12 protein-coding genes and 1 pseudogene are annotated in these 14,502 nt (G+C 69.7%); 9 read left to right on the forward strand and 4 right to left on the reverse strand.

What is annotated here, in order from left to right:
* Positions 1-4 precede the first annotated feature (4 nt).
* From AB0412_RS10420 to AB0412_RS10435, 4 genes and pseudogenes are all read left to right on the forward strand, one after another.
* The gene (locus AB0412_RS10420) at positions 5-1,126 is read left to right on the forward strand and encodes an acetoin dehydrogenase dihydrolipoyllysine-residue acetyltransferase subunit (protein WP_366402114.1); all 1,122 of its coding nucleotides are present in this window, start codon (positions 5-7) and stop codon (positions 1,124-1,126) included.
* A gap of 92 nt (positions 1,127-1,218) precedes the next feature.
* Entirely contained in the window at positions 1,219-1,653 is a 435-nt protein-coding gene (locus tag AB0412_RS10425; protein WP_366402115.1) for an OsmC family peroxiredoxin, read from the forward strand.
* Between the two features lie 229 nt (positions 1,654-1,882).
* Entirely contained in the window at positions 1,883-2,662 is a 780-nt protein-coding gene (locus tag AB0412_RS10430) for an acetoin reductase (protein WP_366402116.1), read from the forward strand.
* Between the two features lie 376 nt (positions 2,663-3,038).
* Positions 3,039-3,972 (forward strand): annotated as a pseudogene (locus AB0412_RS10435) (GAF domain-containing SpoIIE family protein phosphatase); the annotation flags it as partial.
* 44 nt (positions 3,973-4,016) lie between these two features.
* Here AB0412_RS10435 and AB0412_RS10440 read toward each other — a convergent pair.
* The 3 genes from AB0412_RS10440 to acs all read right to left on the reverse strand — a co-directional run bounded on the left by AB0412_RS10440 (position 4,017) and on the right by acs (position 7,300).
* A complete protein-coding gene (locus tag AB0412_RS10440; RefSeq protein WP_366402117.1) occupies positions 4,017-4,580 on the reverse strand; it encodes an adenylate kinase in 564 nt (187 codons plus the stop codon).
* A gap of 116 nt (positions 4,581-4,696) precedes the next feature.
* The gene (locus tag AB0412_RS10445; protein WP_366402118.1) at positions 4,697-5,374 is read right to left on the reverse strand and encodes an SDR family oxidoreductase; all 678 of its coding nucleotides are present in this window, start codon (positions 5,372-5,374) and stop codon (positions 4,697-4,699) included.
* Positions 5,375-5,413: 39 nt separating this feature from the next.
* Positions 5,414-7,300, reverse strand: a complete 1,887-nt coding sequence (acs, locus tag AB0412_RS10450) for an acetate--CoA ligase (protein WP_366402119.1) — start codon at positions 7,298-7,300, stop codon at positions 5,414-5,416.
* Between the two features lie 1,084 nt (positions 7,301-8,384).
* Between acs and AB0412_RS10455 the strand changes: the two genes are divergently transcribed.
* On the forward strand, positions 8,385-9,722 hold the full coding sequence (locus AB0412_RS10455) for a ferredoxin reductase family protein (RefSeq protein ID WP_366402120.1): 1,338 nt from the start codon (positions 8,385-8,387) through the stop codon (positions 9,720-9,722).
* Between the two features lie 38 nt (positions 9,723-9,760).
* Here AB0412_RS10455 and AB0412_RS10460 read toward each other — a convergent pair whose 3' ends face one another.
* Positions 9,761-10,426: a helix-turn-helix domain-containing protein gene (locus tag AB0412_RS10460; RefSeq protein WP_366402121.1), complete on the reverse strand. Its 666-nt coding sequence runs from the start codon at positions 10,424-10,426 to the stop codon at positions 9,761-9,763.
* Positions 10,427-10,481: 55 nt separating this feature from the next.
* Here AB0412_RS10460 and AB0412_RS10465 point away from each other — a divergent pair, with 55 nt between their 5' ends.
* The 4 genes from AB0412_RS10465 to AB0412_RS10480 all read left to right on the forward strand — a co-directional run bounded on the left by AB0412_RS10465 (position 10,482) and on the right by AB0412_RS10480 (position 14,166).
* Positions 10,482-11,573, forward strand: a complete 1,092-nt coding sequence (locus tag AB0412_RS10465; RefSeq protein ID WP_366402122.1) for a DUF2855 family protein — start codon at positions 10,482-10,484, stop codon at positions 11,571-11,573.
* A gap of 44 nt (positions 11,574-11,617) precedes the next feature.
* Positions 11,618-12,268 carry a histidine phosphatase family protein gene (locus AB0412_RS10470; RefSeq protein WP_366402123.1) on the forward strand — a complete coding sequence of 217 codons (651 nt, stop codon included), beginning with the start codon at positions 11,618-11,620 and terminating at the stop codon, positions 12,266-12,268.
* A gap of 99 nt (positions 12,269-12,367) precedes the next feature.
* Entirely contained in the window at positions 12,368-13,375 is a 1,008-nt protein-coding gene (locus AB0412_RS10475; protein ID WP_366402124.1) for an NADP-dependent oxidoreductase, read from the forward strand.
* Positions 13,372-14,166 carry an SDR family NAD(P)-dependent oxidoreductase gene (locus tag AB0412_RS10480; RefSeq protein ID WP_366402125.1) on the forward strand — a complete coding sequence of 265 codons (795 nt, stop codon included), beginning with the start codon at positions 13,372-13,374 and terminating at the stop codon, positions 14,164-14,166. Before AB0412_RS10475 ends, AB0412_RS10480 begins: the two co-directional genes overlap by 4 nt.
* The last annotated feature ends 336 nt before the right edge of the window (positions 14,167-14,502 follow it).

A 14,502-nucleotide genomic window follows, 5' to 3' on the forward strand; every position in this document is an offset into this window, starting at 1 on the left:
CCCTGTGAGCACCGAAGACGCCATCACGAAGGTCACCATGCCCAAGTGGGGCCTGTCGATGAAGAGCGGCAAGATCACCAGCTGGTTCGTGGCCGAGGGCGACGAGGTGGCCGAGGGCGACGAACTGGCTGACATCGACACCGACAAGATCGCCGGGGCACTCGAGTCGTCGGCGCCGGGTGTCATGCGGCGGATCATCGCCGAGCTGAACGAGGACGTCCCCGTCGGTGGCACGATCGCGCTGATCGCTCCGGCCGACGTGCCGGAAGAACTGATCGACGAGGCCGCCCGCGCTGCACGCGAGGACCTGGACTCCGGCGCGGTCGACGAGGTCGCCGGACCTGCCCTCGGGACCGTGCAGGTGGACGGTCGTACGATCTCCTACGCGACCCTCGGCACCGCAGAGGAGACCGTGCTGCTCGTACACGGCTACGGCGGCGACAAGAACTCCTGGCTCTTCGTTCAGGAACCCCTGTCGGCCCGCGCCACCGTTCACGCGATCGACCTGCCCGGCCACGGCGACTCCACCAAGGATGTCGGCGACGGTTCCCTCGACACCCTCGCCGGCGCGCTGCTCGGCTTCCTCGAACAGCAGGGCGTCCAACACGTCCACCTGGTCGGGCACTCACTCGGAGGCGCCGTTGTCACCGCTGCCGCCGCCCGCGAACCCGGCAAGATCGCGTCGCTGACCCTCGTCGCACCTGCCGGCTATGGTGACGCCATCAACGCCGACTACCTGCGCGGATTCGCCTCCGCCTCGTCACGGCGGGAGCTCAAGCCGCACCTGATCCACCTGTTCGCCAACCCTGAACAAGTCACTCGCCAGCTCGCCGACGACCTGATGAAGTTCAAGCGGCTCGACGGCGTACAGCAAGCGCTCGACAGCCTGCTCGGCACGCTTCTCGATGGCGACCGCCCGGGAATCGACGCCGCCGGCCTGCTCCAGAAATTTGCGGGCCCGGTAAGAGTGGTGTGGGGCCGCGCGGACCAGGTACTGCCGGCCGCCAACGCAGCTGCACTGGAAGGCCGAGCCCAGGTCACCTATGTCGACAATGCAGGGCACATGGTCCACATGGAACAGCCCTCTGCCGTGGTCGACGCCGTGACCGGGGCCCTGGACGGCTGAGGACACGAGTCATCGTCTGCCGGAGGACAGAGAACAGGACCTCCGGCAGACCACTGAACCACTCTCGGTCATCCGCAAAAGGGAGCCCAAACGTGACCCACCGCCAAGCGACCACGACCTGGACCGGCGATCTGTCCTCCGGGTCTGGCGAGACAACCCTGGACAGCTCGAAGTTGACCACCTTCGAAGTCTCATGGCCGACTCGGGCCGAGGATCGGGCCGGCCAGACCAGCCCCGAGGAACTGATCGCGGCGGCACATTCGTCGTGCTACTGCATGCAGTTGTCCGCGCTGCTCGGCGACGCGGGTACGCCGCCGGAAACAATTCGCACCACCGCTCGGGTGTCCTTCGGCCCGAGGACGGGCGGAGGATTCGAGATCAGCGGCATCCTCCTTACGGTACGCGCGAGGGTGCCGGGCGCACGTTCTGGTGACTTCCGCAAGATTGCTGATGTGGCCAAGGCGTCATGCCCTGTTTCGGCCGCGTTCACTGGCGCCGTCATCACGCTCGACGCAGCCCTCGAGTAAGCGGGGCTTGGCTCACATCGGGGGACTCGGCCAGCTCGAATGGGGCCGCGCGCGATCACTTCTCACGCGCAGGCCTGGTGCAGTGCGAACCGGTCGCGCCAGCGGGACCGTGCTGACCCGAATGAGAGCTGTGGACGATGGGCTACCAACTGTGCCCGCGCGCCCTGAGCCGGCTCCATCTGCAACCCCACTGAGACAGCAATGAATTCTCGGAAAAGAGAAGAGAACAATGAGCATTGAAGGCAAGGTTGCTGTGGTGACCGGCGCCGGCCGGGGTATCGGCCGCGCGATCGCGTTGCGCCTCGCAGCGGACGGGGCGGACATCGCCGTCAACGACGTCCGCGCCGAAAGCGCCCAGGCTGTGGCAGAGGAGATCAAAGCACTCGGGCACAGAGCCGTCGCACTGCCAGCCGACGTCGGCGACCAGGACGCCGCCGTCCAGCTGGTCAAGAACACGGTCGATGCGCTGGGGCGACTGGACGTGATGGTGTCCAACGCGGGCATCGCACAGGTCAAGCCGCTCGCAGAGGTAACGCCCGACGAGCTCTGGGCATTGTTCCGGGTCAACGTCTTCGGCGTCATCTACTGCCTGCAGGCCGCCGCGGCCCACATGCGTGCCCAAGGCGAGGGCGGGAAGATCATCAACGCGGCATCGATCGCGGGACACTCCGGGTTCGACCTCCTCGGCGCGTATTCCGCCACCAAGTTCAGCGTGGTCGGCCTGACTCAGGCCGCTGCGAAGGAACTCGCCCCGCACGGCATCACCGTCAACTCGTACTGCCCTGGCATCGTCGGCACGGACATGTGGGATCTGATCGACGAGAGGCTCGGCGGCCACTTGAACCTGGACAAGGGGCAGGCGCTCCAGCAATACGCCGCCAGGATCCCGCTCGGCCGAGTGCAGACACCCGAGGACGTTGCCGCATTCGTGTCCTACCTGGCTGGCCCTGACTCCGATTACATGACCGGACAGTCCGTCCTGATCGATGGGGGGCTCCTGATGCGCTGAAACGCGCATCCCGTTCCCCTCAGCCGCTGTCGCCACGACCCTGGCCTGCGGTTGCGCACTCCCGAGCCGTGAACTCCGACGCATCATCGAGCGAATGCATGGGCTGCCGCCTCGGCGACTGCAGACACTCGTAAGTCTCACAAGCAGGACATTGCTTCACCCGCCCTTGCCGCCGCGTAGGCGCGTGCGGTCGGCACTCGGTCGCCGCACTTCGCCGTGCACGAGCGGCGGGCACCGCGCGAGCGCAGGAACCAGCGCGAACCGTTCTCGGAAGGGCGCGTGGGCGCAGTCACCGGGCCGGCAGGCCATCACCGTCCGCCGGTTCAGGCATTGAAGGCGCTCCGCACCTTTGTCCCGAACTAGATGACATCGCCCAACGGCAGAGGAGCTGGCCGACGTCGCCGTCCCGGCTTTCGCTGACTTTGCCGCGGTGGACTTCGACGAAATCGTGCTCACCGGAGATGAGCCCATCAGTCCGTGCCAGGACATGCGCAGAGCCGCGCTCGGCGCCATCCGGCCGGGCTCCCACCTCTACCCGCAGGGGTCCCGCATTCAGTTCGATCGGGCCACACCTCAGCAGCTCTGCCTGACGAGCGGACACTCGGTGCTCGAAGCGTCACTGGAGACCGCCAACGGGTGGAAGGCTCAGGACCCGGCACGCACGGAGAGGATCCGCGAAGCCGGAATCCACTCCCTCATCGTCGTTCCCCTACAGGCACGAGGCGTCGTGCTTGGCGTCGTGAGTTTCTATCGCTCCGAACTTCCCGGCCCCTTCGAAGAGGACGACGTTTCACTTGCGGAAGAACTCGCAAGCCGAGCCGCGGTATGTATCGACAACGCCCGTCGCTACACCCGCGAACACTCAACCGCCCTGGCGTTGCAACGCAGTCTGCTCCCGCACGCCCTCCCCGAACAGAACGCAGTCGAGGTGGCCTGCCGGTACCTAGCCGCCCAGTCGGCCGTAGGCGGAGACTGGTTCGACGTCATCCCGTTGTCGGGAGCGCGAGTCGCCCTGGTCGTCGGTGACGTGGTCGGCCACGGCCTCCAGGCATCGGCCACCATGGGGCGGCTGCGTACAGCTGTCCGTAACTTCTCCGAGCTGGCTTCCCGTGGAGGACGTTCTGGCTCGGCTGGATGATCTGGTGGTCCGCCTCGACCTGGACCCGGAGACCGAGGCGGCTGACATCGCGGAGATCGTCGGCGCGAGCTGCCTGTATGTGGTCTACGACCCCACGTCGCGGAATTGCACCCTCTCACGCGCGGGCCACCCACCCCCGGCGGTCGTCTTCCCTGACGGTACTGTTGACTACCTGGCCGCGGTTCATGAACGCAGCGGTGAGCGGCGAACAGTTGATCATGCAGCGCCACGCGCGACGTCAGAGAGCTGTGCCATCGCGCGCGCCGTGATGTCCTCGACCGTTCCTGTGGCGTGGACCGTCAGGAGGATGTCCGAGTAGTGGGTCATGAGAGGCGCCGTCTGCCTTAGGTATACGTTCTGGCGGTGCCGGATGACGTCCTCGGTGTCGTCCGGCCGGCCGCGTTTCAGCAGCCGTGCCACCACGACCTCCTCAGGCGCCGTGAACTCCAGCATTGCGTCCAGAGTGGTGTCGACGGCTGCCAGCATGGTGGTGAGTTCTCGGGCCTGGGGCACGGTGCGGGGGAAGCCGTCGAGCAGGAATCCGTTCCGGGCATCCGGGCGCGCGAGCCGTTCCCGGACCATGCCACTGGTGACGTGGTCGGGCACGAGTTCGCCGGTGTTGAGGTACCGCTGGGCGTCCATCCCGAGCGGCGTGCGGCGCGTCACGTGGTCTCGGAACAGGTCGCCCGTGGATATGTGAGGAACGCCGAGCCTTTCGCAGAGTATGGCCGCCTGGGTGCCCTTGCCTGCTCCCGGAGGACCGATGAGGACGAGTCGCATCAGTGGCTGTGTTCCCTTCAGTCGAATCAAGCCGTCGTACGGAGGTCGTCGTACGGAAGGTCTCGTATGGAAGCCGCCGTGCGGCCGCCGTGTGCGTTCCGGTGTCCTGAACGTTGTCAGGCGGCCCGTTGCGGACAGGGGCATTCCTCGTTCAGCACCAGTACGGGTCCGTGCGCCGGGTTCGTCCGTCGTGTCAGCAGGTCGCCCAGCAGGTCGACGAGCATCGCCTGATAGTCGGCCGGGGTCAGCGACAGGCTCGGCACGACGGTGTGGACATCGACCCGGGGCGCCAGTTCGGCGGCGAGCCATTCGGTCAGTCCGGTGAGGCCGGACAGGGCCGCGTCCTGTGGCCCGCCGAGTCCTGCCTCGGGCACGACCACGTGGACCACCGAACCGCCGTGCGCGGCCATCCAGCGCCAGTAGGCGCGCTGCGCGCTGGCCAGCGGCAGCACGAGTGCCCTGTCGAGCACGCCGCGCAGCGCCAAGGGGTCCAGTTCTATCAGCGGCCCTCGGTGGGGACGGGCCCCGATCACACTCACCACGTGGTCGAGTCGGCCGAAACGGTCGATGACCGCGTCGACCGCCCGGCCGGGCTCTGCCAGGTCGTACCGACCCCACGGCACAGAGAGATCCGGGAGCTCCGGGGGTTCCGCGAGACGGGCGAGCTCGCCCTCGGGGGCCGCCAGCGCCACTCTGGCACCGTGCGACCGCAGACTCCGCGCCATCGCCGCTGCGAGTTGTCCCTCCCCGGTGAGGAGCACGACCCGGCCCGGCAGCAGGCTTTCGCGTCCCATCCCGGTGTCCCCTTTCCCTGGCTTACTTTTCTGATTCGGTCACCCGGTCTGGCGGGATCCGGCGCCGAATCCGGCGTTGATCTGTTCCATCACGGAGGCGTCGGCGAGTGTGGTGACGTCTCCGACCTCCCGGTTCTCGGCGACGTCGCGCAGCAGCCGCCGCATGATCTTTCCGGAACGGGTCTTGGGCAGCTCGGCGACGACCAGTATCTGGCGGGGCTTGGCGATGGGGCCGATCTCCTGGGCCACGTGTTCGCGCAGTACCGTGACGACGCCGTCCGGGTCCGGTCCGGCCTCGGCGCGCAGGATGACGAAGGCGACGATCGCCTGGCCGGTCGTCGCGTCCGACGCGCCGACCACGGCGGCCTCGGCCACTGTCGGGTGCGAGACGAGGGCCGACTCTACCTCGGCGGTGGAGATCCGGTGCCCGGAGACGTTCATGACGTCGTCGACCCGGCCCAGGAGCCAGATGTCGCCGTCGTCGTCGTAGCGGGCGCCGTCGCCCGCGAAGTAGTAGCCGCGGTCCGCGAAACGGGCCCAGTACGTCTCCCGGTATTGTTCCTTGTCGCCCCAGACCCCGCGCAACATCGACGGCCACGGCTGGTCGAGCACCAGGAAGCCGCTTGCGCCCTTGCCGACCTCCTCGCCCCGATCGTCGACCACCTTGACGGAGATTCCGGGCAGCGGCCTTTGGGCGGAGCCGGGTTTGCCGGGCGATCCGTCGGGCAGCGGGGCGATCATGATTGCGCCGGTCTCGGTCTGCCACCAAGTGTCGATGACGGGCACCCGATTGCCCCCGATGTGTTCCCGGTACCAGCGCCAGGCTTCCGGATTGATCGGTTCGCCGACGCTGCCGAGCACCCGGACCGAGGACAGGTCGTAGCGTGCGGGGATGTGCTCACCCCACTTCATGAAGGTGCGGATGAGCGTGGGGGCGGTGTAGTAGACGGAGACGCCGTACCTTTCGATGATCTCGAAGTGCCTGCCTTCGTGGGGGGTGTTGGGCGTGCCCTCGTACATCACCGACGTGGTGCGGTTGGCGAGCGGCCCGTAGACGATGTACGTGTGTCCGGTGATCCAGCCGATGTCGGCCGTGCACCAGTAGACGTCCGTGTCGGGGTCGAGGCCGAAGACCGTGCGGTGGGTGTACGCGGCCTGGGTGAGGTAGCCGCCGGAGGTGTGCAGGATGCCCTTGGGCCTGCCCGTCGTGCCCGAGGTGTAGAGGATGAACAGCGGGTGCTCGGCGTCGAAGAACTCGGGGGTGTGCTCGGCGCTCTGCCGGTGCACCAGCTCGTGCCACCACAGGTCGCGGCCCTCGGTCCACGGCACGTCGGTGCCGGTGCGGCGGACCACCAGGACGTGCTCGACACCCGGGGTGTGCGCGGTCGCCTCGTCGGTGTGCGCCTTCATCGGCTCGGCCCTGCCGCGCCGGTACTGTCCGTCCGAGGTGATCAGCAGCCTGGCCCCCGCGTCCTCGATCCGCGACTGCAGGGCGGCCGGGGAGAAGCCCCCGAACACCACACTGTGTGGCAGCCCGAGCCGGGCGCAGGCCAGCATGGCGAACACGGCCTCGGGGATCATCGGCAGCTGGATGGCGACCCGGTCGCCGGCTCTCAGGCCCAGGGAGAGCAGGGCGTTGGCCGTCTTGCAGACCTCGCGCCTGAGGTCGGCGTAGGTGATGGTGCGGGTGTCGCCGGGTTCGCCCTCCCAGTGGAAGGCGACCTGGTCGCCGTGGCCTGCCTCGACGTGCCGGTCGACGCAGTTGAAGGCCACGTTCAGCCGTCCGCCGGTGAACCAGCGGGCGAACGGTGCGTCCGACCAGTCCAGTACCTGGCTCCACTTGGTCTCCCAGTGCAGCCTCTGGGCCTGTTCCTCCCAGAACGCCTCGCGGTCGGGCTGAGCGTCGTGGTCAGAGCGCGGGGGCATTCGGGATCCTCCCTGTGGGCGTGGGTGTGGGTGTGGGTGTGGGTGACTCAGCCGAACCTGGGGCTGTCACCGGGTGGACACGGTGCCCATGAAGGGTTGGCGCGAGGTTGGCGGGCGGGAGTTCGACGAGGCGCAGGGCGAGACGGGGGGTGAGCGGTGCGGTGGTCCTGCGGCGTACGGCGCCCTGACAGATGCCCCAGCCGTAGACGAGGTCGTCCAGACGTCCGGCGCGTCAGCACCGAACTGCCCCCGGGCATTCGCGCCCGCCTCGACGCGCGCCGTTTCGACGTCGACGTCGCCAACGTCGTGGGCAACGCACTGCGGCACGGCGACGCGCGTGACCGTACGCCTGCGCGGCGAGGCACGCGACGGCGGCGTACCCGTGCTGATCACTGAGGTCCTCGACAGCGGGCCCGGCTTCGACCCCGAGGTGCTGCCGCACATCCGGGGAACCTGCTGGGCAAAGGCGCTGTCTTCACCGTCGAGATACCCCTTCACGGGGAGGGGACAGACGGATGAGACGTGCCCGGCTGTGCCGATGAGCCGGTGCGGCCGTCGGTCAGGCGGCTGCCGCCCCGGCGCTCGGCGGCTGCGGCATCTCGGAGACCGACGTCGTCGAGGCAGGCGGGCCCGCCACCGTCGAGGCGTTCCTGGTACGCGGCGAGGACGTGCTGCTCGAGAAGACGATCGGCGCGCTGCTCAACGGCCCGACGACGGCGCACAGGTCCGCGGGCCGCACCACCTCACTGCCCCCGATCGCCGCGGCGCGAAGGCGACGGCCCACCGCACGGCTGACGGCTCGCCACCCCGCGGGTCCCGGTGGCATTGCGAGGCCTCGACAAGACCGCACTGCGCCAGTTGGTCTGCACGGTCGCCTACAGCGCCGACCCCGACGGTCGGGTCACGATCCGCATGACCCGGCAGGACGGCGCATCGGCCTCGGCGACATGCGGCCTCGACCCGAGCTCCGACGCCCCGCCCGGAGGGTTCCAAACGTCTTCCCTTCGAACCGGGGACATCATGGTGTCATGGGCGTAATCTGAGCCGACTTCAACGGCGGTACGTGGTTGAAAAGGGAGCGGCGATGGTGGACGCGAGTGCACTGAACCGGGCGGGCCTCGTGCTTCCCGTCGTCGCGGCGCGGTGGGCGCTGTGGATGTTCGTTCTCGCCAACGTGGTCGTCGTCGAGACCCTGTTCCTCGCCGACGGCACCGGCAAGAACGGAACGCTCACCGTGGCCAAGTTCTTCGGACTGCACGCTGCCCTGCTGCTGTTGTTCCAGCTGCTGCTGGTGGCCCGGGTGCCGTGGCTGGACCGTCGTATCGGCATGGACCGGCTGACCGTGTGGCACCGCTGGGTCGGCTTCACCCTGCTGTGGACCGTCCTGACCCACGCCGTGCTGGTCGTGCTCGGCTATGCGAGGCTCGACGACGCGTCGATGACGAAGACGTTCCTCGCGCTGGCCGGGGTGACCGCCTCACTGCTGGGCGTGCTGGCCGCCGCGGCCCTGGTGGTGGTCGCCGTCGTGTCCACCCGGTTCCTGCGCAGGCGGCTGCGGTACGAGACCTGGCACGGCCTCCATCTGCTGGTGTACCTGGCACTGGGGCTGGCGTTCGTCCACCAACTGCTGGAGACGACGACGTTCAAGTCGTCGGGGTTCGCGGAACTCTACTGGTGGACGCTGTGGCTGCTCGCCTTCGGCGGGCTCGTCGTCGGGCGGATCGTGATGCCGGTGTGGCGCAACGCCTACCACCGCTTCCAAGTCGCGGCCGTCGTACCGGAGTCGGACGACGTGGTGTCGGTCCACGTCACCGGCCGCCACCTCGACCGGCTCCCCGCCCGGGCGGGCCAGTTCTTCATCTGGCGGTTCCCCGGCCACCACCACTGGTGGCTCGCGAACCCGTTCTCGCTGTCGGCGGCACCGGGCGGCCAGTCGTTGCGCCTGACCGCCAAGGCGGTGGGGGACACCAGCGCTGGTCTGCGGCACGTGCCGGTCGGGACGCGCGTGTTCATGGAGGGCCCCTACGGCGCCTTCACCTCACTGCATCGCACGCGGCCCGGCGCACTCCTGATCGCCGGCGGGGTGGGGATCACACCCGTCCGCGCCCTGCTGGAAGAGGAATCGGCCGGCGACGTCGTCGTGCTCTACCGGGTGCGCACCGAGAACGACGCCGTGCTGGTGGACGAGGTACGGGAATTGGTCGCGGCCCGCGGCGGGCGGCTGCACCTGCTCACCGGCCGGACGGGGGAGGGGGCCCAGCCGTTCGAGCCGGACGGCCTCCGCGCCCTCGTACCCGACATCACCGAACGAGACGTGTACGTCTGCGGCCCGCCCGCCATGACCTCGGCCGTGCTCAAGAGCCTGCGCGTCCTCAACGTCCCCGGCCGGCAGGTGCACGCCGAGAAGTTCAGCCTGGCCTGAGCGGGTCGGAGGCACGCATCGCCGCACGGGCGCCGGACTCACTCCCGCGGTATGCGCAGGGCGTTCGTCCAGAGGCGGTTGACGGTCTCGACCAGCTGGTCGAAGGGCACCGATTCGCCCAGAGCGAAGGTTGCGTAGGCCAGGCGGCTGACCATCGCGCTCAGGGCCCGCGCGGTGATGTCCGGGTCGAGCTCCGGGTCGGCGAGCCCGGACTGCTGGAGGCGGGTGATGGCCGCGGCGCTGCGGTCGATGAACACGCGCGACCGCTCCAGCCGAAGCCGCAGGAACCGCGGGTCGACAGCGGCGGCCTGCTCCATGGCGGCCATCAGGGCGGCATTGCGGCGATAGGACTCCAGGTAGGCGCGGTTGGCGTCCTCCACCCCACGCCACAGGTCCTTGCGGTCGCCGTCACCGTCGCTGTCGCCGCCGTCGCTGACGCCCGCGTGCAGCATCTCGTCCTGCAGTCGCGCGAGGACGGCGGCGAAGACTTCCTCCTTGGACGCGAAGTGCGTGTAGAAGCTGCCGGTCGCCACTCCGGCTTCGGCCGCGATGTCGACGATGCGGGCGTCCAGATACCCGTCCCGCTCGAAGATCCGCCGCGCCGCGGCGACCAGGGCGTCACGGGTGCGTGTGCCGCGCCGGGTGCGCGCCCCGGTCGGCCGGGGGCGGGCGGGCTGTGGGGTTCCAGGGTCGGCAGAGGGCATGCACATATCCTAGGGCACCATTGAATCCGAATCCGGATTCAAGTACGTTCCGACCATGGACAACACGACCACCGGCGCTGCCACCGCCTGGAACCTGCTCGTCCGCCGCGACGACCTGACCAACGCCGAGCTGACCGACGTCCCCGTCCCGCAGGTGCGGGACGGGGAGGCGCTGCTGCGCGTCGACCGGGTCGGCCTGACCGCCAACAACGTCACCTACGCCGCGCTCGGCGACTCGTTCCGCTACTGGGAGTTCTTCCCCGCGCCCCGCGCCGGCTGGGGCATCGTCCCGCTCTGGGGCTTCGCCGACGTCGTCGAGTCCAAGGTCGACGGCATCGAGACCGGCAGCCGCTACTACGGCTACTACCCGTCCGCGAGCCACCTCCTGGTCCGCCCCGACCGGGTGGACGCACGCGGCTTCCGCGAGGCCAGTGCGCACCGGGTGCCGCTGCCCCGCCCCTACAACGCCTACGCCCTCACCACCGGCGACCTCGCCTACCAGGCCGACCGCGAGGACCTGCACGTCCTGTACCGCCCGCTGTTCTGGACCTCGTTCATGCTCGCCGACTGGCTCGTCGACAACGCCTGGCTGGGTGCGAAGACCGTCGTGCTGTCGTCCGCGTCGAGCAAGACCGCCTACGGCGCCGCCCACCTGCTCAAGGGGCAGGGATGCGAGGTGGTCGGCATGACCTCCGCGCGCAACCTGGCCTTCACCGAGGGCCTCGGCTGCTACGACCGGGTGATGACCTACGACGACGTCTCCCGGCTCCCGCACACCGGGACGCTGTACGCCGACTTCGCGGGCGACGAGCAACTGTCCGCCCGGCTGGCCGCCCACCTCGGTGACTGTCTGGTGCACCAGGTGGTCGTGGGCATCACCAACCAGGAACCCGCGCCCGCCGGCACCCTGGCGGAGACCGGGCCGGACATGTTCTTCGCGCCCGACCAGATGCGCAAGCGCATCGGCGACTGGGGGAGGGAAGGGCTGGACCGGCGTTTCGCCGCGGCGTGGAAGGAGTTCCTGCCCGTGGCCGAGGGATGGGTCGACATCGTGCACAGCCAGGGGCCGCAGAGCCTCGAACGGGTCTGGCGCGAGGTCCAGTCGGGCCGGACCTCACCGCGCACCGGCCACATCATCACCCCGTGACCACGTCCCCGCGATCCCGCGGGACCCGCCAAGAAAGGTGCCTCATGCCGGTCATCCACCTCGTACGGCACGGTCAGGCGTCGTTCGGTTCGGCGACGTACGACGTGCTCTCGGAAGCCGGACGGGAGCAGGCGGCCGTCGCCGGAACCGAGCTGGCGCGCCGCGGGCCGCGCGACCCGCTCGTCGTCTGCGGCACCCTGGACCGCCAGTACGACACGGCCGAGCTGCTGATGAAGGCGGCCGGACTCGGCGGCACCCCCGCGCGGGACCCGCGCTGGAACGAGTACGACCACATCGCCCTCCTGGACCGCTACGGCCCGCCGGAGTCCGGGACCCTCGCGGATGGCCGCGGCGTGCAGCGGGCGCTGGACCGGGCGCTCGAGGCGTGGATGGACGACCCGGAGGACGACGGCTGGACCGTCTTCTCCGAGGGGGCTTCGGCGGCCCTGCGGGAACTCGTCGCCTCCCTCGGTCCCGGCCGTGACGCGATCGTGGTCACGTCCGGCGGGGTGCTGGCCGCGCTGTGCGGAAGGCTTCTCGGCACGTCGGTGGCGGGCACGGTCGGCCTCAACCGGGTCGCGGTCAACGCCGCGATCACCACGCTCGTGGCGGGCGCCTCCGGCATCAGCCTGCTGACCTTCAACGACCACGCCCACTTCACCGGGGAGCACCGGGAGCTGCTCACCTACCGCTGACCGGCGGCAGCCACCCGTGGGGGTGTGACGGACATCACCGCCCACGACATACCTACCGGTCGGTACCCTCACCGTGGACCGTGAACGACAGGAGCCCCGATGTCTGCGACCAACCGCCAGATCCGACTGGCAGCCCGCCCCGTCGGCGAAGTGAGACCCGAGGACTGGGAGCACCGTTCCGTACCCGTCGAGGAGCCGGGCCCGGGCCGGTTCGCGGGCCGGACGCGTGTCATCTCCCTGGACCCCGCCATGCGTGGCTGGCTGGACGACCGCCCCTCCTACCTGCCGCCGGTCGGCATCGGTGAGGTGATGCGTGCCGGATCGGTCGTCGAGGTCACCGCCTCCAACCACCCCGACTACCAGCCGGGCGACCACGTGGTCGGCACCTTCGGCGTCCAGGAGTACGTGGTCTCCGACGGCAAGGGCGCGATGAAGGTCGACACCTCCCTCGCCCCGCCCTCCACCTACCTCGGCGCGCTGGGCATGCCCGGTATGACCGCCTACTTCGGCCTCCTCGACGTCGGCGCGCTCAAGGACGGCGAGACCGTCGTGGTGTCGGGCGCGGCCGGTGCGGTCGGCACCATGGTGGGGCAGATAGCCAAGGCCAAGGGCTGCCGGGTCGTCGGCATCGCCGGAGGACCGGAGAAGTGCGCCCTGCTCACCGGTGAGCTGGGCTTCGACGCGGCGATCGACTACCGCGCCGAGGACGTGAAGAAGGCGCTGCGCCGCGAGGCCCCCGACGGCATCGACGTCTACTTCGACAACGTCGGAGGGGACATCCTCGACGCCGCCCTGACCCGGCTGGCGATGCACGCACGCGTGGTGGTCTGCGGCGCGATCAGCCAGTACAACAACGCCACCCCGGTCAAGGGCCCTTCCAACTACCTCACGCTGCTGGTGCGCCGGGCCCGCATGGAGGGCTTCGTCGTCTTCGACTACGCCAAGCAGTACGCCCAGGCCGCGCAGGAGATCTCCGCCTGGATCCGGGACGGACGCATCAAGGTCAAGGAGCACGTGGTGCGAGGAACCGTGGACGACTTCCCCGACACGCTGCAGATGCTCTTCCGCGGCGAGAACGTCGGCAAGCTCGTGCTGGAACTGGCATGACCGCCCCCGGAGCCCTCGACGCAGGGCGCACGGACGGCGGCGCGCTCGCGGGCCGGGTGGCGATCGTCACCGGCGGTGCGAGCGGACTGGGCCGGGCCATGGCCGTCGCGCTGGCGGAGGCCGGGGCGCGCGTGGTCGTCGCGGACCTCGACGCGCGGGCCGGCCGCGAGGTGGCCGACCTGGTCGGCGGCGCCTTCCGCGCCTGTGACGTCTCCGACCTGGAGGCCAACCGGGCACTGGTGGCCTTCGCGCAGGAGACCTACGGCGGCGTCGACATCGCGCTGCTCAACGCGGGCGTGGCGACCGGCTGCGGCGTCGGGGACGACTTCGACCCGGCGCGCTACCGCCGGGCGATGGGCGCCAACCTGGACGGTGTCGTCTACGGCACCCACGCGGTACTGCCGGCGTTGCGGGCCCGCGGCGGAGGGTCGATCGTGGCGACCGCGTCCCTCGCGGGACTCGCCGCGGTTCCGCTCGACCCTCTGTACGCGGCCAACAAGCACGCGGTCGTGGGACTTGCCCGCTCGCTGGGCCCGGCCCTCGCACCGGACAACGTGCGCTTCAACGCGGTCTGCCCGGGATTCGCCGAGTCCCGGATCATCGACCCGCTGCGCGACATGCTCTCCGAGCAGGGCCTGCCCGTCATCCCGGCCGAGACCGTGGCCGACACCGTGCTGCGGATCCTCACCGGAGACGGAGCGGGGGAGTGCTGGTTCATCCAGCCGCATCGCGAACCGGAACCGTTCCGCTTCCGCAGCGTCCCCGGCCCGGGGCAGCCTGCCGGCGTCTGAGACGGCTCTCGTCGAATGCCGTCCGGTGCGGACCACATGGTCGTCACCCTCCGCGGCGCTACCTGACGAACGTGCCCGGGGGAGGGGTCCGGCCTGTGATCAGATACCGGTCGATGGCATCCCGCGCGGCGCCGGGATAAAAGTGCGACTGGGCGAGGTCGCGCGGTGGCTCCGGGTGTCCCTCCCACCGGCGCCTCGCGGGGTCCGCCGATCGGATGACACGGGCGTCAGCCGACCGGACCTCCGGGACCGGCCGGTCCGCCGAGGGGGTGAGGCAGGCCCGGGGAGCAGGATGGATGTGCCCGGACTGCCCCTTCAGGGGGGCGCCGACCGCCA

This window comes from Streptomyces sp. NPDC052012 (genome assembly GCF_040689265.1).
GTDB lineage: Bacteria > Actinomycetota > Actinomycetes > Streptomycetales > Streptomycetaceae > Streptomyces.